This is a genomic window from Pseudomonas sp. HMWF032, from assembly GCF_003060885.1.
Classification (GTDB): domain Bacteria; phylum Pseudomonadota; class Gammaproteobacteria; order Pseudomonadales; family Pseudomonadaceae; genus Aquipseudomonas.
In genome coordinates this window covers 195,672-220,122 of sequence record NZ_QAIG01000004.1, presented here as the reverse complement: position 1 = coordinate 220,122, position 24,451 = coordinate 195,672, and the positions used below count along the sequence as shown (strand labels likewise).

Sequence of the window (24,451 nt, the reverse complement as noted above, 5' to 3'; positions counted from 1 at the left end):
CCGCCGGTGAGCCGGTGCGCCACACCATGCTAGAGGGAATATTGGGCCCTAGGTCAGCGGCCTTTACGGCGCGGGTCACGCGGTTGCGCCCGGACTTGCCATTGATCGCCTGGAGGTAGCGCAGGTACGCGTCTGTGGGCCCCAACGCCGGCCAGCCCCGATCATAGACTCGCACCGTGTCATAGGTACTGACCTTCTTCGCCAGCAGGGCGACCACTCCACCCAGGTGGTCACCGTCGTAATGGGTGACGACCACGGCATCGAGCTTGGCCAGCCCAGCCGTGTTGGTGATGTAGTTGTGCAGATGGGTGGCGACGTCCTTGCGCCCGCCGTCGATCAATACCGCGCGAACCCGCTGGCCCTCGGCATTATCCGGGTTTTTCGCGACGATCAGGGTCGCGTCGCCGGCCTTCTTCACATCGATGTGGTGAATCTCCAGCGACCAGGCCATGGCTCAGTCGCTCGCGCGGGCGGCCACGGCGCCGCTCAGGGTGTTGATCAGCGCGTCGATGCTCGACAGCGAGTTGAGCTGTTCCACCGGAACCTTGATGCGCAACTCGCGCATGGCGTCGGAGACGATGGTGATGATGTCCAGGCTGCTGGCGCCGAGGTGGTCGAAGCGCAGTTGGGTGTCGATCGGGCCGAGGTCAAGGAAGGCCAGGGCGGCCTCGGTATGGCGTAGAACCACTTCGCGAACCGTCTCGTGGATATCGTGCATTGTGTCGCTCCTTGTCATGGCACCCAGTTCAGGCCACCGGTGAGGTGGATGGCCTGGCCGTTGATGAAGGAGGCCCCGTCGGAGGCCAGGTAGAGTACGGCCTGGGCCACGTCGTCCGGCGTGCCGAGGCGGCCGGTGGGGCATTGCCCGAGCCAGTGTTCGAAGGTTTTCGGCGCTGCGGTCTCGCGGCTCATGTCGGTGTCCACCAGACCCAGCACCAGGGCGTTGGCGGTGATGCCGCGGCGCCCGTACTCCCGGGCCAGGGTCGCGGCCATGGCGATCAGTCCGGCCTTGGACACGTTGTAGGCGATCTGCCCGCTCATGCCGTGGGCAGCCACCGAGGAGATCAGGACGATGCGCCCGCGGCGACGGGCGATGAAGCCCGGCAGCAGGGTCCGGCACAGGCGGAAGTTGCCGTCCAGGTTGACCTCCATCACCGCACGCCAGTCGCCGTCGGGCAACGACACGGCCAGGCCCGGTCGGTTGATCGCGGCATTGCCCACCAGCACGTCGATGCCGTCCAGCACCTGGTCGGCCTCCTCGCACACCGCATCGATGGCGGCGCCGTCGGCCATGTCCAGGCGCAGGGCCAGGCAGCGTCGTTGCGGGGCGATCTCCGCCGCATGGCGTTGCAGCGCGGCGGCGGCCTCGGCGTCCTGGTTCCAGGTGAAGGCAACATCATGGCCGGCCAGCAGCGCCTGTTCGACGATACGCCGGCCGATGCCGCGGCTGCCGCCAGTGACGAGGAAATTCATGGACGGGGCTCCCAGCGACCGAGGATCGCCACACAGTTGTTGCCACCGAAGCCGAAGGCGTTCTTCAGTAAGTAACGCACCGGATGCACCACCGGGCCGGCAGCGCAGACATCGAAGTCCAGCTCCGGGTCAGGGTCGTCGAGGTTGATGGTCGGGTGTAACTGCCCGGCGCGCATCTGCGCGATGGCCGCCACCAGCTCAACCAGCGGCGCCGACCAGCAGGTATGGCCGAGCATGGATTTCGGTGCGTTGACCTTGAGCCGCTCCAGGTGCGCGCCGAATACCCCGCGGATCGAACGCGCCTCGGTAAGGTCGCCCAGTGGCGTCGAGGTGGCGTGGGCGCAGATGAAATCGATGTCGCCGGGCTGCAGGCGGGCTTCGCGCAGGGCGGCCTGGATGGTGCGGGTCTGGCCGTCTTCCTGCGGGCTTGGCTGGCGGCTGGCATCGGAGCGGGCGGCCACGGCGAGCACTTCGCACAACGGCTCGGCGCCGCGGCCCTGGGCCAGGTCGGCACGTTCGAGAACCAGGCAGGCGCCGCCGTGGGCCGGGACGAAGCCTTCGCGGCGGCGGTCGAAAGGCCGGCTGGCCTGTTCCGGGTGATCATTGAAGGAGCGCTGGCTGACCGCCTGCATCAGGGCCAGGGCATGCAGCTCCAAGGGTGAATAGTCGAGCACCGGGGCCAGCACCACGACCCGTTCGGCATCGCCGAAACGGATCTCGTTGAACGCCGCGCGCAGCGCCAGGGCGCCGCTGGCGCAGGCACCGCCGACGCTGTAGCCGGGGCCGCGAATGCCGAGTACCTCCGAGGCCACCGCGGCATGGTCGGTGTCCAGCCCGGCGAGGCCGAATTGCACGTCGATATGGTCGGGATCCTGCTCGAACTGGCGGAAATTGTTGTAGTAGTAGTTCTGCCCGATGTTGTGGCCACCGACGATGATCGCGGTTTCGCCATCCTCGCCCGCTGGCAGCGCGAACAGCCCGGCGTCCTGCCAGGCGCGCCCGGCCATCAGCACCGACAACGCAGTGGACCAGGGCAGGCGGTTGCTTGCCCGGCGCAGGCGCAGGCGTGGCGCTTCCGTCAGGCTGTTGGCCAGGGCAGCAAGGCGCGGGCGCGGATCGAAGCCTTCCAAGCTGCCGCCAACCTTGGTCGCGATCTCACGGTCGAAGCTGCTCCAGCGGCGAATGCCGGAACGCCCGGCCAGCAGGTTGTCGAGCAGGCTGCCGGGGTCTTCACCAAGGGCAGTGAGCACCGACATTCCGCTCACCACCACGCGAGGTAGGTCAGACATGGCAGCCCTCCATCACCACCACGCTGCGCACCGCGCCGGCGACGCTGATGCGTCCACCGAAGATCGCCAGCATGCCGTTGTCGTCGAGCATTCGTACCTCTATATCCATGATGTCGCCAGGGCGGACCTGGCCGAGAAACTGGGCGCCGAACACCCGTGTGGCGAGGATGTCCAGCGGTTGCGCCGGGCAGCCTCGGGCCATGTGCAGCAGGCATTGGCCGGCCTGGGCGATGGCCTCGCCCTGGAGCGCGCCGGGGTAGATCGGGTTGCCGGGAAAATGCCCGCCGAGCACCGGGTCTTCAGGGTCGACCCGGCGCTGCGCGTGCAGTACATGGTCGTCCGGATCCCAGGCCAGGACGCGGTCGATCAGGAGGAATGGCGGCCGGTGTGGCAGCATCTGTTCCAGGGGCGGAAAGGCCACCACGACGGAGGCTCCCGCCGTGGCTTGCAGCAGTGGACCGCGCCGCAGCCGGGCGAGCGCGGTGGCGACGTCCAGGGCGGCGCTGGTGCTGGCCATGTCAGGCCGCCCGGGCCTGGGTCACGGCCACGGCGCTGTCCAGCACCCACTGCAGAGCAGCGTCGGCCTGCTCCTTGGGCACGGTGGCCACGGCGCAAGAGGCGGCGTTGCGGCAGGCGATGCCATGGTGCTCGTAGCCGGCGAACCACACCGCCTCATAGGCGGCAACGGTGTGTAACGGCGCGCCGCTGCCATTGCCGCTGCGCAGCGCCTGGGTCAGAGGTTCCATCAACGCCTTGACCGCACCGCGATAGCCTTCGACCTGTTGCCGGATACTGGCGTTGAGAGCGACGCCATGCGCCAGGCTGCGAGTCTCCACCAGGGCCTGCTCATAGGCGCTGATGGTGCTGCTGACGAAGTGGTTGCTTTGCACCGCCGGGTCGCTGCTGGCCGCATGCTTGGCGAAAGCCAGCGACAGTTCGCGGAATTCCGCTTCACTGAAGAATTCGTCCTGCAGGGCAAGATAGACCTTCACCGGCAGCGGGATCGGCAAGGTTGCCAGAATCTCGAGAGGTAGTTCGGTGGCGTTGTACTGGGCGAACATTTCGCGGATTTTCGCCTCGGGGAAATCGTCACAACGGGCAAGCTGGATCACCCGGTCCACGGACATTGTGTAGCTCATGACGGGCTTCCTCTCAGGAATTGGACAGGGTGAAGGCGACGGTGATGGTGTCGCCAGCGGTGGGGAAGGTCTTGTTGTAGTTGTACGACGAAGCCGTGCCACCCACGCCGAGGATGTTCGCCGAGTTGGTGCCGTTCATGGTGAACTGCAGGATGAACTGGGTGCCGTCGTCGGCCTGGTAGGTAACCTTGCCATCCGGCGTCTGGCCGTTGGCGACGAACACGGTGGCCGCATTGCTGCCTGCTGGCACCGAGGTCGGCGGGGTGGTGGTCCAGTTGGCGCCGTTGAGGCTGTACTGGGTGCCGACCAGCACCAGCCGTTGCGAGGTGGTTAGGGTACCGGTGCAGGTACGGTTGGGGGTTGGACTGCTGCCGCCGCCACTACTCATAAGCGTTCTCCATGATGGCCTTGCTGTGTGGGTGGGTCAGGATGCCGCGGCCAAAAGCGTGCCGGACAGGAAGCCCGCCGAGACACGACTGACCGTGCTCGGCAGGGCGGAAAGGGGGGTAGCGGCACTGGGCCAGCTCACGGCATTGCGCGTCGCGCTCATCGGCCCCTTGGCCGTGGCGGCAGCGAGGAACACGTAACCCTCGTCGCGAACCGCGCAGTTGAGATCGAGGGCCGGGGTCAGGCCGCTGCTGGCGACGTTCTCCGCAGCCAGCCAGGCGCGAGCGGCGTTGACCTTGGCATGCTTGAGGGTGCTGCCCTGGGCAGCGAAGAGGTGAACGAACTGGCCCTGCACTGCGGCGCCGGCGGTGATGCAGTCGATCGTCGAACCGGCGTCCAGCCCCAGGCGTGTGGTTATCTCGCTCCAACTGCTGTCCCAGACCTGAGCACCGTTGCGCACGCTGAGCCAGATGCCCTTGCTGCCGGAGGCAAAGACGAATAGTTGACCGTTGATGACCGCGCAGGCCACTCGAGTGCAGCCGCCCGGCAGGCCGCTTGAGGGAATCGCGCTGAAGCCGCTCCACGCCGCACCGGCCGCCTGACTGGCCAGCCAGACCTGGTTACCGGACAGGGCTGCGACCAGTACCACGCTGCCGGCCAGGGTCGCGGCGATATCGCCGACCTGGCCGACATTGGCAGTGCTCAGGGGAATCGGCTGCTGGCTTTCCCAGTTGCCGACCACCGTGGCCGAGTTGTGCCCGATGACCCCATTGGCCAGGGTGAAGACGAAGAGCCGGCTGGCCAGACTGGTGGTAGCCAGCGCCTGAATCGGCGAAGGCTGCACCGGCGGCGACACGGCCTTCACGGCCGACCAGGTGCCGACGCCGCTCTGGCTGGCCAGCCAGGACAGACCTGTGGTCTGGTGATAGGGCGCGAAAGCATTCAGCAACTCGTGGTAGCAGACCAGGCAGAAGCCGGCGCTGGGGTCGCGCATCAGGCAGTTCTGACTGGGCCGGTAGATGCCCTTGGCGTAATTGCCGCCGCCTTCAAAGGCGCCGATCATCCACGGCTGCCAGCCACTGGCCGAGGGGTCGGAGGGCAGGGCAGTGAAGCCGGGGGTCAGATACTGCTTCCACTTCAGTGAGGCGGCGTTGAGGCTGGTAGTGAGGTTGGGGCTGCTGGGCTCGATGTCCGGGTAGCTGCCGGGCTGGGTGGCGTACTCTACGCCCAGTCCGGCCACCAGATGGGCGATGGCCCGGGCCAGCAGGGCCACGTTGCCGCTGTCCAGGGTCAGGGTACACAGACTGCCGCCGAAGCTGCCGCCGGCGCTGCTGGTGTTGGCGATGACCACGGCCAGGTGCCAGGTGAGGCCGGCGGCGTTCAGGGCGGAGATGACTTTCGTCGGATCGGCGCTCAGGTTGCTGGCGGAGGTGCCGCAGCTGGCAGTGCCCAGGGCGCTGTTCGGCGACAGGCCGGACTGGCTGGAAACGGTGTCGAGCTGGTAGACGTTGATCGCGTCCTGCAGGCGCCAGGAAATCGGCACGATGGCGTTGAGGCCGCTGATCAGCGTGGCGACGGCCTGGTGGAAGGCGTCGAGCTGGCTGGAGGTGAAACCGTCGCCGGTGATGGCGATGAGAAAGCGTTTTCCGCAGGGACCGTTGTCGACGATTTTCGTGCACGAAGCAGCATCCATCCGAAAAGCCCTCATCCCTAAGATCAGAATTCTTACTGGAAAACGCCAACTCGTCTTACTTGAGTGGCGGCATGTTGCTATAAGTTTTTCCTGGTCGTCAATGGGTGCGCGGATCGATCTGCGGAAAAGATGGCCTCATCGATATCCAACTCCCGGCTTTTGGCATAGGTGTAGAAAACCTGGATCGCACGCAGGTGCACCGCAGCGGTGTTGTATGCACGATGCCTGAGCTTGAGCTGGACGTAGATGAATGGGATTAGCTTGGGCAATGGCGCCGCTAGACCATCCTACACAAGCAGTGGAATGCGCTGACCGGACGAGAAACGAAACTGAATCAGCTTCATAGCAGGCTCCCATGAACAAGTGAATCGCCCCAGATTTCGTAGATGCCTCCAAGTCTTAAACTGAGGCCCATTAGGGGGCGTGAGCAACCAGCGTTATCCCGTATAATGGCAACTTCCTCGTCGCTTGGTGTCGCTGCACAATGTCAATCGCCCTGATAGATCGGCTCATCTCGATATCATCAGGCCCTGACGAATATGCAAGCGCTCAGCGGCTAAGTGATCTGGCCGAAGCCCCCTATGTTGTATTGCTGGGCGCGCCTGGCATGGGCAAAACCGTAGCGCTCGAGCATTTTGCGGGGCGAGCGGGAGCATCGTGCATTTCCGCCTTTTGGTTTCGCCGCAAGGATCTGTCCGACACCAAGATGGTGTTTATCGATGCTCTCGATGAGGTTCCCATACAAAATGCCATTGAGATTGCAAAGAGCTTAGAAGAGCTGCCGACGGTGCGATGGCGGGTGAGCTGTCGAGCGGAAGATTGGAACGAGGGTGGAAAGCTCAGCAGGGCGTTCGGTCATGGGCTAGCAGCCCTTGACGTGGCACCCGTGGTCGCCCAGTTGCAACCGCTCAGTGAGGAGGAAGCGATCGCCGTGCTCACAGCATTTGGCTGCGCAGCACCCATCACGCTCCTCTCCACGCTACAGACGCTGCGTTCGACGCCTTTTGTGCTATCTCCGCTGGGACTGAAGTTCCTCATGAGTGTGAAGCCTGAACGGTTGCCGTCGCTCACTCGTTTCGAGTTGTACGAGTCCGGTGCACGCCATTTCGCTACCGAGCACAACCCCTCTAAGACAGAAGACCGGCAAGGCAGCGAACCTGCGCCCGATGTAGTCCTGGATTATGCAGGACGCATCTTTCTGACCCTGCTTCTGGCCGGAAAGCATGGCTTGCAACTATCTGCTCCCGTGGCAGACACCATGCTGTCGGTGCATGACGCCGGACTTGACCCGCTCGCTCGCGAGACCGTCCTGGACACTCCACTATTCATGAAAAAGGGCGAGAACTTTCTACCCTTTCATCGCAGCATCCAGGAGTTTCTGGCCGCGCGTTACCTAGCTCGCATGGTGACCGGTGCCCTAGGAGACGCAAGACTCCACATCGAACGCGCTATTGCCCTGTTGGTGTCGGTCGATGGGTTGCCATCCGATGGCCTGAAGGCGCTGTACGCCTGGTTCACCTGTCACCTGGCCAACGAGGGCGCACTGCACCACGCCCTACGGCTGGTCCAGCGCGACCCAGAAACGTTGCTGCTGCATGGTGATGCGGCCACGCTTCCCGCCGAGGCCCGCGTCATCCTTCTGCAGGATGTTGGTACTCGTGATCCGTTTTTCCGCTGGACTCCGGAGCAGTGGGGACCGGCACGGATCTGCTCCGTAGGACTTGTCACCCTAGACCTGACGCCGTTGGTGATTGAGCTGCTGCAGACAGAGGCGTCCACACATCGACTAAGCATGTTGCTAGAGGCGTTGTCTACCGGCCCGGCGATAGCATGCGTCGCAGACGCCTGCTGGAGCGTCGCGTTACGCCAGAGTGATGTGCAATGGTGCCGCGAGCAGGCCGTTGGTGCCTGGCTGCATAATGCAGCGCCCTCGGCGGATTGCATCTGGGGGCGAGTTGACGAGCTCTGCACCGATCCAGAGATGCCGCGCGGTCACTTGCGCAGCATTGCACAACTGTTCTGCGCGATCCCAGCTCAACAGTTGGATGTAGGTGACGTGGAGCGTGTTTTGACCAGCATACAAAAGGTCAACAACGCACTTCTTCCAAGGGCTGCGTCGGAAGATGGACGCATGGAGAGCACCTACGCGATCAGAGACATAGCTTGGCATGTGGCCGCGGATCTGTGGCGCCTTTTGATTCTGGATACACCGAAGCGGTGGCGGCTACAGGCTGGCAGAGGTGCCTTGGAGCACAAGTTCGCCTCGGTGCTGTGCATCGCCGCCTTGTCGGACGTCGACGTAACCGCAGTAGAGTTCGCGCACATGATGGTCGCGAGTGGTCTGATCACCGGGGCCGAATCAACCTTCAAGAACGCTGCTGTAGAGTGGTTGATCGATAGGTCCACTCCCGAGACGGTGCTGCGCGCGCTGCTTTTGATTACGGACCAAGACATAGCCGATAGCGGGATGCTAGCTCTGGGCATGCGCGCGCTTGGCTTGAAGCCTACCGATACGCTGGTTCGTCTGATGCTTAACTCCGAGCAACTAATCTCCAACGTCGGTTCAGCATACGTCGGTAGACAGGTGGGTGTCTGGGCACTAGTACAAGGGGAGCCAGTACCTGACTGGCTGATTCCAGTGCTCCAAGAGAGCCCCGGTGCTGCTGCTGACGCCACCCTCCAGTACATGCGGCTATACATCGAGGAAGAATCGGAGCGGCAAGCTCACCATCCTGATAGCACCGAGCAGTGGCTGCTGCGTCAAATAGTCGAGTGGCAGTTGCAATTGCCTTCGGTTGCTGCAGGCGAGATCGACGCGGCCCTGTACTGGGGGGCGGAAATCTATTGCGGCAGTCGCCCGATCTCGGGGCACCGTGGAAGTGGAGTAGATGCGCTCCATGAGGTGTTCGGTGAACCGCTTGCTCAATGCATTCTTGAAGGGCTCGCCGATGTGTGGTCGAAGGGTGAGCATAAAGAGGACCGAGGCACTGGCGGAGCCGTCATAGCCGCATCTGCGTCTTTACACCTCGCGGGCGGGCAGGATTTCTCCGCAGAACCCGTGGACCGAATTCTCCAGGTCCTGTTCTCCACATTTTCGATGCGAAATGCCTATCTCAAGCAACACGTAGAGGCCTGCTGCGTTGATCAACTCATCCGATTATTCTTAGACGACCCTTCATATTTTTGTCGGCTCGCAGAGAAACGGGATGCCAGCTGGATGTCGCTTGTGTACAAGCTGCAAGAGTACCCAGCGAGGTCCGCGCTACATTTGTGGGCCGTGCACGCAGCCTTAGAGCAACCAGATACGCTTCGGGGAAGGTTTCTGGACAGCGTGCTTCGGCTGGCTGAACTGAACGTTGAAGCGCCAGCATTGACATCCTTGCTGGCTGAGGTGCTGTGTCATTGGTCGAACCAGGGCGACGGTACTGACGCTTTGAACGCCGGCAGCGATCTGCGCGGCGCTGATCGCCTGCGTTGGGCGTACTTTGCCGTCTGCATGCAGCCGGAGGTATTCAGCAATGAATTCGTACGTGCCCTGGAAGGGTCAGAGGACGCTGTTATTCACCGTGTGATCTTCGAGGGATACCCCAGCGGTGGCTACTGGCGAACACCGACGTCTAAGCTGGCCGTCAGCAGCCTCTTCGAATGGCGATCCGAGTCGGACCTTGAAACTTGTAGGTATCTGAGGAGGAGGGGGGAGCAAGATCCTTATCAGCTGATTGATCCACAGCGAAACCCCTTAATCGTCTAGACGCTTCCAGGCCGCCGAAGTCCGTTGAGCGTTGTGGCGGCAAGCCGACTCGGCAAGATAGCGCCCGGCGTAACGACGCGGCATAGCCGATGTGTCGGACCAACCGCAAATCCGTCTGAGTTCATCCATAGCTCGTTCCAGTTCATAACGACGTGTTTCAACCAAGTAGGCTAAAAACCGGTCGGCGAAGGTGTGACGGAAGTCATGAGCTGAAAGTGTAGGCAGTAGGCCCGTGTGCGCCTGGTCGATGGCCTGAAAAAGTCGATCAAAAACGCTAGCCAAGGCTCTTATCGACAGCGGGCGACCTCTATCAGAGATAAACAGATAACGAAATGGCATCTTCATCGGCTTACCGCCGCGTATAGGCCGCCGCTCATACTGAATGTAGCGCTCATAAATCTCATAAAGATCAGAGGAAATACCTATCGTGCGGCTGTTTGTCTTCAGAGCTGGTTCTTCAGCACGTGGGTCGCCAGGATCTTGCTCACGATCAAGGATGCTGACGTAAGCATGCATGGATCCTTGGTTGATATCCGTGGTGTAAAGCTTCAAAAGCTCCCCTCGGCGCATGCCTGTTTCCAGCAACAACTCAATCATCAGCCAGTTGCGCAACTGCAACCGTTTAGGGAATGGGTTATCTGGTGCGTTTGGTCTGATCAGCCCCCGGATAATTTGAAGCTGGGTATCCGTCAGACTGCGGTACCGCGTCTGGTTTGGGCGAAGATCAACAGTATGGCTCTCAAAGCGTCGCTCGATGGCGTCGGCAACATCGACAAACACAGCGTTGATATCGACGAGTGCGCTGGCACTTTGGCGGGTGCGCGGGATGTAACGGGTGGCACACCAGGACAGGTAGTGCTTCAGCTTATGCAGGTACTGGTCACGCGTGCGCAAATCGATTTGGCGGTGTGACGAGTCAACAGCGCCGATTCGACCTGCCAGATTGTCGGCTTGTCGGCTACTCATGAGCCAAACGGAATAGCCGTCCAACAGCGCCAGAATAGCTTCGAAGCGACAGGCCAAAATTGCCTCATCAGCATCTAGGCCACGACGTTCGGCGTAGAGGTAGAACGTTTGGATTGCTCGTACATGGGCAGCCACAGTGTTGTAGGCACTGTATCTGTGCTTGAGCTGGACATAGAGGAATGGAACGAGCACAGGTAACGGTGAGCCAGTCCCATCCTGCACAAGCAATGGCACTCGTTGCCCAGACGCGAAACGACACTGGATTAGCTTCATAAGGAAGCACCTACGCAGGTCTACCATGAACATCTAGAGCATAGCCCGTTTACAAGCAGGGAGACCGAGTGGCTATCAGTCGAATCAGAGTCTTACGATGCTCATGAACATTTGTGACATAGCACCTGGTTTAACATAATATACATTATGCGAAGTGCTTCTATTTGCTCGTATAAGGCGTTTTAAGGGAAATCAGCTACCACCCTACGGGCCCCCACAGGAAGGCCCTAAAACGCAGCTAGGAGCTCCATATGCACAACCGCACAAGCGTTAACACACATCAAAAAGCCACCAAAGCTCAACCCATCAGATTTTTGAAAGTATCCACCGACCTTCAAAAGCGAGTTTCAATTGTACTCCTGAAGGGTAAGTTTGCAGGCAAAACCATCTTCACTGTGCAATCCGCAGCAATCCGCCCGGCGCTCCTCACTGCACCGGCAATGCCAGCCCGTTACTACAAAACCCTCGCCACATTCCGCACCTATCCAGAAGCCATGAAGCGCTTCCAGACCTTGACCAGCGAAGCTCAGATGTCGCTCGGCACCATGGTGACCTCCAAGGTTCCTCTCCAGTTGGCCGTCCCTCAGGAAACCACCGAGGCCGCACTCAGCGCCTAAGTAGTTCCAGGACACCTTAACCAAGCCAGTTACATGACACTTCAGGGCCAAAGGAATATTCCTATAGGAGTACGCCTGGGTTTGCCCTGAGGTGTCCTTAATGATCCTGGGGATTGATCGTTAATGACTCCATACGAAAACCTGCTGCATACCTATGGCCCAGAGTTGGCCGAACGCCAGATGATGCTAGAGAAAGAAGGTTCAGACCTGGGCACCGAGTTGTTCCAGAAGAACCTCCAGAGGGCTCTAGAGGAAGGTGATGTAAACGGGGTATCGGCTTTCGGCTGGATATTCAAGGAAGGTGTGCCCATGGTCGCCAAAGCCATTGATGCCTGGAAGGCTGAGGCTATGGGCCCTAAGGGTGGCCGTAAGACTGCGCTACTGAAGTACGTTGAGAAGATGGACTCCACTCAGGTGGCCTACATCACCCTCCGGGCAACCCTTACGGCATTCATGGGGAAGCCAACCACGGCTGTGAACGTGTCCCGCAAGATCGGTGTGGACATCGATACCCAGCTCCGAGCGGATCACCTCAAGGGGGAATTTGAGCGGGCCTACAAAGGCGCTATTGCTGAAGGTCTCAAGCAGCGCCAAGGCGACCACGTTAAGCGTGCCTATGTGATGGCCTGGGAAAGACGCCTCGATGTCGAAGAGACTGGGCGTGATGCAGCTACGATGGTCAAGGTTGGTGCCCACCTCCTCTCACTGGCTCTTCAGGCCACGGGGATTGGGCACTTGCAGCGTACAGCGCCTGGACGGGCTGGCGTGAAGGACATCTCGCTAGTGCTAACCATGGCTCCAGAGTTCGCTGAGAAAGCCGCTGCTGTTAACTCACGGCTGGCTGACGCCTCAGTGGTCCACCTTCCAACAGTGGTTCCGCCCTCACCCTGGAATCACTGGATTGGTGGTGGCTACTTTACGGAGCACACCCGCCCTCTCCTGTTTGTCCGTGCCCCGCTGTCCGTGGTCAAGAGCGTCTATAGCGAGCTCGACCTCACGCCAGTCTACAAGGCCGTGAACCTGATCCAGGAAACCGCTTGGGCTATCAACAGCCAAGTCCTGGATGCAGCTACCGAGGTCTTATCGTGGACGCGAAACGTCGTGAAGGACTACCCGACGATCATTGGGGAGGAGCCGCCGCTCAGGCCAGATGGCATCGACCAAGACCCTGAGGTCCGTCTCGCTTACCGAAAGGCTGCTTTTGAGTGGCATACCAAGAACAACTCCCTCAAGTCCCGGAGGCGTAGGGTTGCGGCCATCTTGCGCCAAGGCCAGAAGTTCCGCGATGACCCCGCCATCTACTTCCCCCACAACCTGGACTTCCGTGGGCGAATCTACGCGGCCACCCTTTTGAACCCCCAAGGAGACGACCTGATGAAGGGCATCCTGCGATTCAGTGAGGGGAAACCGCTCGGCAAGGAAGGCGCTAAATGGCTGGCAATTCACGGTGCCAACTGTGCTGGGGTCGATAAGGTCAGCTTCGAGGAGAGACTCCAGTGGATCAGCGCCCATGAAGAAGTGATCCTCAGGGTCGCCCATGATCCCCTCCAGGAACTCTTCTGGACTGACGTAGACAGCCCCTTCTGCTTCCTGGCTTTCTGCATCGAATGGGCTGGTTATAAACGCTTCGGTGATGACTTCGTGAGTCACATCCCGGTCGCCTTCGACGGTAGCTGTTCCGGTCTTCAGCACTTCAGCGCAATGCTTCGTGATGAGGTCGGAGGTGGTGCCGTTAACCTGGTTCCTGGGGAGACCCCCGAGGACATCTACCGACTTGTTGCCGAAAAGGTTATCCAGCAGCTTAAAGCTGACGTTGGACATGGGACCTCCGATGAGTGGGTAGACCGGGAATACGGCACAGAAGAGAACAAGGATACCAGACAGGTTCTCCAACTGGGTACAGCAACCATGGCTGAACGCTGGCTCACCTACGGTATAGACCGGAAAGTGACGAAGCGCTCTGTGATGACGCTGGCTTATGGCTCCCGCGAGTACGGATTCTCGGAGCAACTGATGTCCGATGTCATCCGCCCCGCTGTGGAGAACGGTAAGGGCCACTTCTGGCCAACCCCTGGTGAGCGTTCACAGATGGCCCGGTTCCTTGCTGGCCATATCTGGGTTGCAGTTAGCCAGGTGGTGGTCAAGGCCGTGGAGGCTATGAACTGGCTGAAGTCTGCCGCTGCACTGCTGGGCTCCCAAGGGCTCCCCGTAAGGTGGACCACACCAGCCGGCTTCACTGTATGGCAGGAATACCGCAAGCCCAAGACTCAGCGAGTCGATACGGTCTTTGGCTCCAGCCTCATCCGGGACTTCCAGGGGACTTCTGAGGACGGCGGCTCCAATGCTATCCGCATGAACATCACCCACCGAGGGGACGACATCGACACCACAGCCCAGCGCAACGGAATCAGTCCCAACTTCATCCACTCAATGGACGCGAGCCACCTTATGGAGACCGTACACGCAGCAAGTGATTTGGGGATTCGGAGCTTTGCGATGATCCATGATTCCTTCGGGACCCATGCAGGGAACTCTCACCTCCTCTTCAGAGCAGTCAGAGAGCAGTTCGTCAGAACCTACACCGCTCAGGATGTCCTCGGGTGCTTCAAGGAGCAGGTAATGGACCAGATGTCGGAGGCGAACCTGGGGAAACTCCTCAAGCTCGACTACCCGCAGAACGGGAGCCTGGATGTCACTGGCGTGGTGGAGTCTCAATATGCGTTCGCCTGAAGCTCAACCGGCCTTAACGGTGTGGTACGGCCCCATGCCAGAGTCAAACGGGAAGTCAAACTGGACAGCAATACTCCACCGCAAGGGTGAATGTATCTCTGAAGGTCTGACGCTTGACCGCTCCGAGTATCCAGACCGGGTTCGCTACGAAGCCGACCGGGCAAGGTTCCTCATAGGTGAACTCCAGGAGAAGCCCTTCATTCTCGACTATGACGCTGACAAGCATAGTGGCTACGTCGCTCCCCTACGGGGAATCCAGTAGTTACATGACACTTTAGAACAAACCACACACCCATCTCCGAGCCCTCCTAGTGAGGGCTTTTTGTTGCCCTCAGGAAACCTCCTATGACCATCTCCCTCCGCTACGCACCCGGCCACAAGGCGTTCACCGTTCAGGATGAAGCCAGAACCATCTTGGCCAAAATCCCCCACAACAAGCGCGCCTCCTCTGTGAACGTCCAGGGCACCTATTACGCCATCTCCCCGGCTGACTATGTGAAAGCGATGACCTACCGCCCGGTAGAGCTGACCATTCAGATGGCCACCGCTGAAGTCGTGAAGGAACAGACCAAGGCCGTGGTGCGCAAGAGCAAGAGCAAAGTAGGTGGTTTCTTCCGGGGCCTCGCCAATTACTTAGTGGGCTCTATGGGTGTTCGGGCATGAACCAGCAGGAATATCGTTACACGGGCCCTTTTGAAAAGCTCCGTGGCATCCCCTTTTGGTACGCCCCTGGCGAATCCCTCATGATTAACTACCACGAGGGAACCCTGCGCCGTCGATTCTCCCGCCCTGTATACCGTGTACGGGGGGAAGATGGTTTCTCCATTCGAGGAGAACTCGGCTACTTCTACCTCCGCAGCTCCGAGCGGGTAACCGCTACTGAGATTCGAGCACACGAGGCCGCTGGATACCCAGAAGCCGGCTTTGGCTCGGTAGGTCAGGATGCCTGTAACGCCCTGGCTGACAAGCTCACGGCCCTCCTCCCCGAGGGATACCCAGACGGGAACCCCAAGACCCTCCAAGGTCAGAAGAAAGCCCCACTAGGTCTGGTGTCTCCGGTCGCTATGGCCCACGAGGCTATGGCCCTGAAACTGGGTCTGCAAAAGTACGGCCCTGCCAACTGGCGTAAAGACGCTGTGAGCTCCTCGGTGTACTTCCATGCAGCCCTGCGCCACATCTACCTATGGTGGGAAGGCCAGGACCTGGATGAGGAGTCACGCGCTCACCACCTGGGGCACGCTCGGGCCTGCCTCGGCATTGTCCTGGATGCTGCTTCAGTCGGGAAACTCAACGATGACCGCCCTCCTAAGGGCAATCTCGAAGACATCCTCAAGCAATACCAGCAAGTGGACACGGTGGGTTTACCCGCTGGTCCAGAAGAGGACCACCACTGATGGCTCCTCACCAAGAAACACCCTCCGGGGCTCTCCCTGAGTCCCCATCCGCCCGCATTAAACGAGCCGTGCAGCAGTGCGGCTACCTCCCCCCAAGCGAATCCATGGCACTCCAACGCGAGTTCGGCCTTGCTGAATCCCAATTGGAGGCCCTGGAGGAACGCTTCCGCAGTGAAAAGGAAAGCGCCTAAATGGCCTACGAAAACAACAACGTCGAAGCGGTGTCCCCTAAGGGCACCCTGATTTACCCAACCCTGATCAAGCCTGACACCAAGTTTGATGAGGCTGGCGTCTACAAGACCAAGATCAAGGTCCCAGCCGCTGACGCTCAGGCGTTCGTGGAACTGATCGAAAAGGTCCAGCAGGAAGAGCTGGAGCGCCAAATCTCCGAAGCCGAGTCGAAGAAGAAAGGCTCCGGTAAGCGTGTGAAGGAAGCCCAACTCCCGTTTGAGGAAGTTGAGGAAGACGGTGAGGACTTCGTGGTCTTCAACTTCAAGTCCAAAGCCTCTTACACCGACTCGAAGACCAAGGAAGTGGTTCAGCGGAAGATCCCGCTGTTCGATTCCAAGGGCAAGGGCCTGACTGCTGACCTGAAAATTGGCACTGGCACCGTGGCCCGTATCTCCTGCTTCGTCTGCCCGTACTACACCGCCCTCCTGGGCGCTGGTGTGACCCTGCGCATCCGTGGCGTGAAGATCATCAAGTTGGTCGAGTTCACTGGTGGTGGCGCTAGCGCTGGCTACCTGGGCTTCGATGAAGACGAAGATGAGGGTGGCTTCGAGGCGGATAACGCTGGCTTCGATGCTGACGATGTACCTGATCAGGACGCCGATGATGGTGATGACCGCCCGAACTTCTAAGGGCCGGTCTGTAGGAATCAAACGGGGTATCAAGCCGGGTAGTAATCCGGCTCGGTATCGCTCGGGCCTTGAGGAGACCATCGCTAAGGCGCTGGGTCCCGAGGTCCCCTTTGAGGCTTACTTCCTGGACTATGTAGTCCCCGCCTCCGACCACAAATACACCCCTGACTTCGTACTAAAGAACAACATCATCATTGAGTCCAAAGGGCTCTTTGACTCCGATGACCGCAAGAAGCACGCCCTGATCAAGGCGCAATACCCTGACCTCGATGTCCGCTTCGTCTTCAGCAACCCCCAATCGAAGCTCTACAAGGGTTCCCCAACCACCTACGCAATGTGGTGTGAAAAGAACGGCTTCAAGTACGCCAAAAAGAGCGTCCCTGAAGAGTGGCTCCAAGAGCCCAAGAAACCGCTTCACCCTGCACTTCGTCCTAAGAATAAGGACGCTTCCAAATGACTTCCCCTCGCCTGAAGGATCGGACCTCCACTGATTTGCTGGTGGTCCATTGCTCAGCAACAGGCAGCGCCGACATCGGCAAGCGTGAGATTACCCAGTGGCACCTGAAGCGCGGCTTCGTGACCATCGGCTACCACTACGTCATCCGCCGTGATGGCACCCTGGAAACAGGCCGCCGAGAGTCTGAACTGGGCGCTCATGCCGTGGGCCACAACCATAACTCCATCGGCATTTGCATGGTCGGTGGTGTGGATGCCAAGGGCAAACCCGCTGACAACTTCCAGAAAGCCCAGTGGGACACCCTCCGGGTCCTCCTCTCGCAGCTCAAAGCGCGCTATTCCAGTGCCCGCATTGTGGGCCATCGAGACCTTTCCCCAGACCTGAACCGGGACGGCAAGGTGACTCCTAACGAGTTCACCAAGGCTTGTCCGAGTTTCGACATCAGCGCCTGGCTCAAAAAGAATCCCCTGTAGGAATCCCCAATGGCTCACGAGCAAGAAGAGTCGGAGTTCCTCTATAAGTCTGAATGCCCCGACTGTGGCTCCTCAGATGCAAACGCCCACTACTCCGATGGGCACACTCACTGTTTTTCCTGTGGCGTGACGAAACAAGGGGACTCCAACGGCTCCCCTCGTGAAGCCAAGCCAGCCGCCAAAGGGGTTATCCCGATGGAGGACTATCAGGGCACTGTAGAAGCCCTGAGGTCTCGAAACCTGAACGCTGAAACCTGCCAGAAGTGGGGTTATCACGTTGGTAAAATCCAGGGTAAGTGGGCGCAAATCGCCAACTACCGGGACACCACAGGCTCCATCGTGGCCCAGAAGGTCCGCTTCCAGGACAAAGACTTCTTCACTACCGGCAAGATCGGTAAGTACCTCTACGGCATGTGGCTGTGGAAGGACGGCGGTAAGAAGGTTGTTGTGACCGAGGGTGAGATTGACGCCCTCACGGTCTCCCAGTTGCAGGGCCATAAGTGGCCTGTAGTCTCGGTGCCCACGGGCGCTGACGGTTCCCGTAAGGCAATCGCTGAGAACATCGAATGGCTCCTCAAGTTCGATGAAATCATTCTGATGTTCGATATGGACGATCCCGGTCGGGACGCCATGCAAGAGTGCGCAACCCTCTTCCCACCTGGCCGCTGCAAGATCGCTGAGCTGCCCCTGAAGGACGCCAATGAGTGTCTCCTAAAGGGTAAAGGCGCAGACGTTATTACGGCCATCTGGAACGCCAAGACCTACCGCCCGGATGGTCTGGTGAACATCTCCGAGATTCGCTCCCGGATCAAAGAGAAGCCTGAAATCGGCCTCCCGTGGTTCCTCCCTACGCTGACGAAGCTGACCTATGGTCGCCGTTTCGGGGACGTGTACACCTTCGGGGCCGGCACTGGTGTGGGCAAGACCGACCTGTTCACTCAACAGATGGCCTTCGATGTCACCGAGCTCCAGGAAAAGGCAGGTGTGGTCTACCTGGAACAGGACGTTGTAGAGACTGGGAAACGCATCGCCGGCAAGATGGCTGGTAAGCGGTTCCACGTCCCTGATGATGGCTGGACTGAGGAAGAGCTTGATCAGCACCTGGATACGCTGGGCGACTCGGTGACCCTTTATGACTCCTTTGGGGGTACTGAATGGGAAACCGTGGAAGCCAAGATCGCCTACATGGCACAAGCCTTAGGCATCCGTCTGTTCTATGTCGATCACCTCACCGCCCTTGCAGACCCAGCCAACGAGAAAGAGTCCCTGGAAATCCTCATGGAATCCGTAGCCTCCCTCGCTAAGCGTCTGGGAATCATCGTCCACCTGATCAGCCACTTGAGCACTCCCGAGGGGAAACCCCACGAGGAAGGCGGGCGGGTGATGATTCGTCACTTCAAAGGGTCCCGAGCCATTGGCTTCTGGTCCTTCTTTATGTTCGGCCTGGAGCGGAACCAGCAGGACCCTGACCCAGTACGGGCTCAGACCACCACCTTCCGCATCCTCAAAGATCGCTTTACCGGGCAAGCAACCGGCAAGGTCATCTACCTCTCCTATGACGCCCAGACCGGGCTCCTCTCTGAACGTGTTGGCTATGACCCTGATGGTGATGATGACCAAGGGGACGGAGCAACCGCATCTTCCGTGGGCTTCTAGCAGGCCCACAAGGACACCTCATGTTCCCTGAATTACCATCCCACTGGATGGCCCTACAGGCCCTCCTGCGTAACATCCTGGGCCATCCCGTAATGCTCGCTGGGGGTGCCCTTCGGGACCTCTACGCCGGCAAGCTGGCCCTCACCAAAGACCTGGACTTCTGGGTAGACCTTCACCCGAGCAATCGAGTGCTCCTCAAGAATGTCCTGGAGGACCAAGGCTGGCGTCCTGCCAAAGGCTGCGTCCTGGATTACACCGATAGCCTGCTGTCAGCCCGTGGCATCCGAGCAATCGACTGGTGGGTTACCCCATCGGGCCACGAGGTCAACCTCATCTGGGTCCAAAGCGCGCATCCATCGGACCTAATCGCCAGCTTCGACTTCGGCATTAACCAAGCGGTCTTTGACGGTGACAACTGGTTCACCTCTGAGGAGTTCGTACAGGACCACTCAAAGAAAACCATCACCCTCATTCGCGTTACCGAGAGCGTCAAGCGCCTCCAGAACCGAATCGACCGGATGCTCCTGAAGTTCCCTGAGTACCGCCTGGAGTTCGATTGGGAGTCTCTGCGCCAAGGGGCTGCTGCTGGCCGGTAAGCTCCTCGCCTTCTCCGTGGTCCACCACACCCGTAACCACGAGGCCACTGCAACCGTACTGGCTTACACCAAATGGGAGGCTTCCCGTTACGTCAGCGGTAAGGTCATGCACGTCTCCGAGGGCGAAGAGCTCTGGCCCGGTACGGTCCTCCGGGAATCCTCTTGGAATTTCTCCTTTTGTAAACCGTCCTACCCCACCGAGTCCGAGAGCTGGCGTCAGTATCTGATCAAACGGAACCTCAACAAGGGCTTTGAGGACACTCCCTGGACAGACGCTGAGTGAGCGGCTTTACGAAACCCCTTATCGCTGAGTGGGTGGGGCCTAACCTCTGGGAAACCCGAGAGCCCCTCCCGTTCTACCTCGGCTCCCTAAACGCCAAGACCAACGTGACCGTCCCTTATGGCTTCGTCACCGATGGCGCAAGCATCCCGCGCGCCTTCTGGCCAATCCTTTCCCCGTGGGGCGAGTACGCCAAGGCCGCAGTAATCCACGACTACCTCTGCCGCTACCGTCGAATGACCATTGCCGGCCAGTCGGTGCAAATCAGCCGGCTCATGTGTGACCTGATCTTCGGGGCATGTATGGAGGTCCTCGGGGTCCCCCAGTGGAAGCGTGAGGTGATGTTCGCCGCTGTGCGTTCCTACGCAATCACCAATGGAATCAAGTAATGGAACTCATCCAAGGCGGGAAGCCTGACCCGCTGTTCTGCGTCAACTGCGTCCACCACAAGAGCTACACCAGCGACGGTCATAAGTGCTATCGCTCGCGTGTAGAAACGCTCTCCCTAGTCACGGGCAAGAAGGAACCAACGGGCGAAATCTTCCAGTGCAAAGACCAGCGTGTTGGCCTTCATGCCTCCTCCGGTCGCTGTGGCACCAAAGGGCATTTCTTCAAACCCAAGGAATAACCAATGCTCCTGTTCGATGTTGAATCGGACGGGCTGCTTGACACCATCTCCCGGCTTCACTGCCTGGTCATCACGGACTCCATCTCGGGGCGCACATGGCGTTACCGACCGGACACCGTGGAGAAAGGCTTACGCAAGCTCATGGACGCCTCCTGGGAAGAACCAACCCCAGAGGAGTTAGAGCAAGACGGCCCCTACAAGATAGGCGGCCACAACGTCATTAAGTATGACGTGCCTGCAATCCAGAAAGTGTTCCCCTGGTTCAAGCCGAACCCCGCCCGCATCTATGACACCCTCGTGGTGTCCCGCCTGGTCTTCTCCAACCTTGAGTTGCAGGACGCCCGGTTACTCCGTCAAGGAGTCCTTCCTGGGAAGCTCTTTGCGTCCCACTCCCTGAAAGCCTGGGGTTACCGACTGGGTGTCCTCAAGGGCACCTACGCCGCTGACACCGCTGACGCTTGGGCTCAGTTCTCCGAGGAGATGCTGAACTATTGCGCTCAGGACGTTCAGGTGACCCTCAAGCTCTATGAGCTGCTGAAGGGCAAGAACTACCCACCAACCGCTATCCAGCTCGAACATGACGTGTGTTGGGTCATTGCCCAGCAAGAGCGTAACGGCTTCCCCTTCGATCAGAAGAAAGCGGTTGAGTATTACGCCCAGCTCGGGGCCCGAAGAGCAGAGCTTGAAGAGTCCCTCGTGGAGACCTTCGGGAGCTGGTACGAAGGGAAAACCCCGAAGACTCCCAAGCGCGGTAACTCCCGCTTCGGCTATGTCGAGGGCGCAGCCTTCACACCCGTAGTCCACATCACGTTCAACCCTTCCTCTCGGGCCCACATTGCGCGCTGCCTGAAGTTGATGGGCTGGGTCCCAACCGAGTTCACCGAGACCGGCCAACCCAAAGTAGATGAATCGACCCTAGACGCCCTGGCATTCCCAGAGGCCAAGCTGGTGGTTGAGTACCTCACCATTCAGAAGCGAATCGGTCAGTTGGCCGAAGGCGATAACGCCTGGCTCAAGCTGGTAGCTGAAGACGGAAACCTCCACGGCTACGTCAACACAAACGGGGCTGTAACAGGCCGCGCCACTCACAGCTTCCCCAACATGGCGCAGGTCCCCGCAGTCTCGAAGAACAAACTCGGGGAGGTCCTTTATGGCTTCCTCGGGGGCTGGGGTGCCGAGTTCCGGGCCCTCTTTGGGCCTCCTAAGGGCTGGGTCCAAGTCGGTATCGACGCCTCAGGTCTGGAGCTCCGCTGCCTGGCTCACTTCATGTGGGCTTTCGATGATGGGGAATATGCCCACATCGTTCTCAACGGTGACATCCACACGGTCAACATGAAAGCCGCTGGCCTGGACACCCGCGAACAAGCAAAAACCTTCATCTGGATTCGGATGACTTGGGGGTAACCCCTCGATTAAAACTGCGTGAATTCGGTGGAACCCTCTCAGAGGCAATACCGAGCCAAGCCCCGTAAGGGGAAGGTGTAACGACTATCCCGCAAGGGAGTAGAGCTAAGCAGCTCGAAGCGCGCAGCCCCTGGCAACAGGGTGAAGAGATAGTCTGGTCTCATAGGTGACTATGAGCTGCCTAACGGCGGGGAGAACATAGCGACCTCTCCCGAACATAGCGATGCATTCCTATACGGTGCCGGTGCTCAAAAGATCGGCTCCATTGTTCTACCCCTAGGGGCCCCTGAGGAACAGAAGGCAATCGGCAAGAAGCTGATGCAGAGCTTCCTGAAGAAGACCCCTGGTATCAAGAAACTCCGGGACGCCATTCAGAAGGTCCTCGTGGAGTCCTCTGAGTGGGTTGGTAAGGAACAGAAGATCAAGTGGAAGAGACGCCACCTGATTGGCCTTGATGGCCGCAAGCTCCACATCCGCTCCCCTCACTCAGCCCCAAACACCCTCCTCCAGTCCGCAGGTGCCCTCATCTGCAAGAAGTGGCTGGTACAGACCGAACGCCGGTTAACAGCCCTGGGCCTGAAACACGGCTGGGATGGCGACTTCGCCTACATGGCCTGGGTCCACGATGAAATCCAAGTGGCCTGCAGAACGCCTGAGATAGCAGAGATTGTTGCTCGGGAGTCTCAAGAGGCCATGCGGGATACCCAAGAGTTCTTCCAGTTCAAGGTCCGTTTGGACACTGAAGCGAAGGTCGGTAGCTCCTGGTTCGAGTGCCACTAACCAGTTTCAGGACACTTTAGAACAACCCACAAGGAGGCCCTATGGCTCTGTTCCTAGCGGCCTTCCTCGTGTTGGCCATCCGAATCATTTTTGACAAACCCATCTGGAGAGACCGCGATGACTTCCGTGGACAAGAACACCCTGACCCGACTGACCGGGCGTAAACCCGACAAGCTGGCTCAGCAGGTGAAAGACCTGGCGGATGTCAGCCCAAAGAATCTCCCTGAGGGGAAGCTCTACCACATCACTGAGAAGCTCGATGGGGTCTATGCGTTCTTCCTGTTCCTTGCAGGGTTCTGGCAGGCATTCACCCGAACTGGTGAGCGCATCCATTCCTGTGAGCACCTGGAGGACCATCTCGAAGGTCTCAACCTGGACAAGTCCCTGGTGATCATCGGGGAGCTCCTCCTGATTTACCGAGATGGCTATGTCTGGAAGTACGCCCCCGTGGGGGAAACCTCTGGAGCCGTTCGCCGCCATGAGCAGAACAGTTGGCTGAACCTAGTTGTTCACGATTGCCTGACTCAAAAGGAGTTCCGTGAGGGGTACAGCTCAGTTCACTTCACCGACCGTCTCAGCCGCTTGGCTTGGATACACGTTAACGTCAAGAACCCCTATGAGGTAACCCGCCTGGTTCGTTTCCCAGCTTCCTGCCGTGGGACCAAAGATGATGCCGTAGAGACCGCTAAGGAAGTCTTTAGCCGCAAAGGTGAAGGGGTAATCCTCCGGGACCCTGAGGCTCTCTGGGAAGCCGGCAAGCGTGATCACCGCATCATGCGAATCAAAGAACGCATCACCAAAGACCTCGAAGTAGTTGGGGTCAAGGAAGGTGTGGGCAAGATGGCCGGCATGGCTGGCTCCCTCCTCTGCCGTTGGAAAACCCCTGACGGCACCCTCCATGAAATCCCCGTAGCCGGTGGTGACTTCGCCCAGCGTACAGCTTGGCTCCAGCGCCCGTGGCAGATCGTCGGGAAGATCATTGAGGTTGAGGCCATGAAGATGACCCCTGACGGGTTCCTCCGGGAGCCGCGCTACAAGGGTGTCCGTTTTGACAAGACTGAGGCTGATTGCTGATGGCCACATTCCGAGACCGGGACGTGACAGATGAATGGCTTGCAGCTTGGCGAGACGGTTACAAGAACCCGCGCAAAACACTACCTGACTACAGCGCTTCAGAACGTGCGGCCTTTGAACAGGGCCAGCTTGAGCGGCGCAATGACGACCTCTTAGAGGGAACCTTCTGATGACCCCTGAACAACTGAATCACATCCAGGAAATCCTGGCAGACATCACCTATGCAGGCTTCAGCTTTGTCATTGATGAGGCTAAGGGCTCCCTTCGGGTCTCCTGTGAGGAAGGCACCTGCAACGTCTCGGGGAAACCTCTGGTGTGGAAAGGCCGCCACTGGCTGCTGTCGCCGCACATGACTGAAGGGGAAATCGTGCAAACCGCTTGGTTGGCCCTTCAGGTCGCCATGGAACACGAGATGCGGGAGAACTTCCGCTACAAGGGCGCGATGGTATTCGGCCCTCACTTTGACATCTGCGCACTAGCTGAGCTCGCCAAGAGCCCCGCTGGGATCGTTGAACGCGACCATCACTAACC

The 24,451-nt window shown here is 59.5% G+C and carries 25 protein-coding genes; 16 read left to right on the top strand and 9 right to left on the bottom strand.

Annotated features, from left to right (window positions below; all coding sequences use genetic code 11):
• The 8 genes from DBR00_RS02665 to DBR00_RS02630 form a co-directional block, all read right to left on the bottom strand.
• Window positions 1-451 (bottom strand): MBL fold metallo-hydrolase (locus tag DBR00_RS02665; protein WP_146180664.1); only part of this gene is annotated, 451 nt, incomplete at its 3' end.
• A 3-nt stretch (window positions 452-454) separates the two neighbouring features.
• Window positions 455-718 carry an acyl carrier protein gene (locus DBR00_RS20625; RefSeq protein WP_158271540.1) on the bottom strand — a complete coding sequence of 88 codons (264 nt, stop codon included), beginning with the start codon at window positions 716-718 and terminating at the stop codon, window positions 455-457.
• Between the two features lie 14 nt (window positions 719-732).
• Window positions 733-1,473 (bottom strand): SDR family NAD(P)-dependent oxidoreductase, encoded by a 741-nt coding sequence (locus DBR00_RS02655; protein WP_108488920.1) that lies wholly within the window; start codon window positions 1,471-1,473, stop codon window positions 733-735.
• Complete coding sequence (locus DBR00_RS02650; protein WP_108488921.1) at window positions 1,470-2,762, bottom strand: beta-ketoacyl synthase; 1,293 nt, start codon at window positions 2,760-2,762, stop codon at window positions 1,470-1,472. The genes DBR00_RS02655 and DBR00_RS02650 overlap by 4 nt, the downstream gene beginning before the upstream one ends.
• Window positions 2,755-3,186, bottom strand: a complete 432-nt coding sequence (locus tag DBR00_RS02645; protein ID WP_158271539.1) for a 3-hydroxyacyl-ACP dehydratase FabZ family protein — start codon at window positions 3,184-3,186, stop codon at window positions 2,755-2,757. Before DBR00_RS02645 ends, DBR00_RS02650 begins: the two co-directional genes overlap by 8 nt.
• A gap of 94 nt (window positions 3,187-3,280) precedes the next feature.
• On the bottom strand, window positions 3,281-3,901 hold the full coding sequence (locus DBR00_RS02640; RefSeq protein ID WP_146180662.1) for a hypothetical protein: 621 nt from the start codon (window positions 3,899-3,901) through the stop codon (window positions 3,281-3,283).
• A 13-nt stretch (window positions 3,902-3,914) separates the two neighbouring features.
• Entirely contained in the window at window positions 3,915-4,289 is a 375-nt protein-coding gene (locus DBR00_RS02635; protein WP_108488924.1) for a hypothetical protein, read from the bottom strand.
• Window positions 4,290-4,325: 36 nt separating this feature from the next.
• Complete coding sequence (locus DBR00_RS02630; RefSeq protein ID WP_158271538.1) at window positions 4,326-5,981, bottom strand: M64 family metallopeptidase; 1,656 nt, start codon at window positions 5,979-5,981, stop codon at window positions 4,326-4,328.
• A 484-nt stretch (window positions 5,982-6,465) separates the two neighbouring features.
• Here DBR00_RS02630 and DBR00_RS02620 point away from each other — a divergent pair, with 484 nt between their 5' ends.
• Entirely contained in the window at window positions 6,466-9,732 is a 3,267-nt protein-coding gene (locus DBR00_RS02620) for an NACHT domain-containing NTPase (RefSeq protein ID WP_108488926.1), read from the top strand.
• Here the strand turns inward: DBR00_RS02620 and DBR00_RS02615 are convergent.
• Window positions 9,721-10,971 carry a site-specific integrase gene (locus DBR00_RS02615; protein ID WP_108489002.1) on the bottom strand — a complete coding sequence of 417 codons (1,251 nt, stop codon included), beginning with the start codon at window positions 10,969-10,971 and terminating at the stop codon, window positions 9,721-9,723. The two genes, DBR00_RS02620 and DBR00_RS02615, sit on opposite strands and share 12 nt — an antisense overlap.
• Before the next feature lie 251 nt (window positions 10,972-11,222).
• Between DBR00_RS02615 and DBR00_RS02610 the strand changes: the two genes are divergently transcribed.
• From DBR00_RS02610 to DBR00_RS02535, 15 genes are all read left to right on the top strand, one after another.
• Window positions 11,223-11,588 carry a hypothetical protein gene (locus tag DBR00_RS02610; protein ID WP_108488927.1) on the top strand — a complete coding sequence of 122 codons (366 nt, stop codon included), beginning with the start codon at window positions 11,223-11,225 and terminating at the stop codon, window positions 11,586-11,588.
• A 123-nt stretch (window positions 11,589-11,711) separates the two neighbouring features.
• Window positions 11,712-14,318: a DNA-directed RNA polymerase gene (locus DBR00_RS02605; protein WP_108488928.1), complete on the top strand. Its 2,607-nt coding sequence runs from the start codon at window positions 11,712-11,714 to the stop codon at window positions 14,316-14,318.
• Window positions 14,319-14,663: 345 nt separating this feature from the next.
• Window positions 14,664-14,981: a hypothetical protein gene (locus tag DBR00_RS02595; protein ID WP_108488930.1), complete on the top strand. Its 318-nt coding sequence runs from the start codon at window positions 14,664-14,666 to the stop codon at window positions 14,979-14,981.
• Window positions 14,978-15,712 carry a dATP/dGTP diphosphohydrolase domain-containing protein gene (locus DBR00_RS20860; protein ID WP_108488931.1) on the top strand — a complete coding sequence of 245 codons (735 nt, stop codon included), beginning with the start codon at window positions 14,978-14,980 and terminating at the stop codon, window positions 15,710-15,712. The genes DBR00_RS02595 and DBR00_RS20860 overlap by 4 nt, the downstream gene beginning before the upstream one ends.
• Window positions 15,713-15,903: 191 nt before the next feature.
• The gene (locus DBR00_RS02585; protein WP_108488932.1) at window positions 15,904-16,572 is read left to right on the top strand and encodes a hypothetical protein; all 669 of its coding nucleotides are present in this window, start codon (window positions 15,904-15,906) and stop codon (window positions 16,570-16,572) included.
• Window positions 16,547-17,029 carry an endodeoxyribonuclease gene (locus DBR00_RS02580; protein ID WP_256582907.1) on the top strand — a complete coding sequence of 161 codons (483 nt, stop codon included), beginning with the start codon at window positions 16,547-16,549 and terminating at the stop codon, window positions 17,027-17,029. Before DBR00_RS02585 ends, DBR00_RS02580 begins: the two co-directional genes overlap by 26 nt.
• Window positions 17,026-17,502: an N-acetylmuramoyl-L-alanine amidase gene (locus tag DBR00_RS02575; RefSeq protein ID WP_108488933.1), complete on the top strand. Its 477-nt coding sequence runs from the start codon at window positions 17,026-17,028 to the stop codon at window positions 17,500-17,502. The genes DBR00_RS02580 and DBR00_RS02575 overlap by 4 nt, the downstream gene beginning before the upstream one ends.
• A gap of 9 nt (window positions 17,503-17,511) precedes the next feature.
• Window positions 17,512-19,158, top strand: a complete 1,647-nt coding sequence (locus DBR00_RS02570) for a toprim domain-containing protein (protein ID WP_108488934.1) — start codon at window positions 17,512-17,514, stop codon at window positions 19,156-19,158.
• 20 nt (window positions 19,159-19,178) lie between these two features.
• Window positions 19,179-19,754 carry a hypothetical protein gene (locus tag DBR00_RS02565; RefSeq protein ID WP_108488935.1) on the top strand — a complete coding sequence of 192 codons (576 nt, stop codon included), beginning with the start codon at window positions 19,179-19,181 and terminating at the stop codon, window positions 19,752-19,754.
• 279 nt (window positions 19,755-20,033) lie between these two features.
• Window positions 20,034-20,423: a DUF1353 domain-containing protein gene (locus DBR00_RS02560; RefSeq protein WP_108488936.1), complete on the top strand. Its 390-nt coding sequence runs from the start codon at window positions 20,034-20,036 to the stop codon at window positions 20,421-20,423.
• The gene (locus tag DBR00_RS02555; protein WP_108488937.1) at window positions 20,423-20,662 is read left to right on the top strand and encodes a hypothetical protein; all 240 of its coding nucleotides are present in this window, start codon (window positions 20,423-20,425) and stop codon (window positions 20,660-20,662) included. The genes DBR00_RS02560 and DBR00_RS02555 overlap by 1 nt, the downstream gene beginning before the upstream one ends.
• A 3-nt stretch (window positions 20,663-20,665) precedes the next feature.
• Window positions 20,666-22,066: a DNA polymerase gene (locus DBR00_RS02550; protein WP_108488938.1), complete on the top strand. Its 1,401-nt coding sequence runs from the start codon at window positions 20,666-20,668 to the stop codon at window positions 22,064-22,066.
• A gap of 162 nt (window positions 22,067-22,228) precedes the next feature.
• Complete coding sequence (locus tag DBR00_RS02545) at window positions 22,229-22,846, top strand: DNA polymerase (protein ID WP_108488939.1); 618 nt, start codon at window positions 22,229-22,231, stop codon at window positions 22,844-22,846.
• Between the two features lie 117 nt (window positions 22,847-22,963).
• Window positions 22,964-23,920 carry a hypothetical protein gene (locus DBR00_RS02540; protein WP_108488940.1) on the top strand — a complete coding sequence of 319 codons (957 nt, stop codon included), beginning with the start codon at window positions 22,964-22,966 and terminating at the stop codon, window positions 23,918-23,920.
• 169 nt (window positions 23,921-24,089) lie between these two features.
• Entirely contained in the window at window positions 24,090-24,449 is a 360-nt protein-coding gene (locus DBR00_RS02535; protein ID WP_108488941.1) for a hypothetical protein, read from the top strand.
• Window positions 24,450-24,451 lie beyond the last annotated feature (2 nt).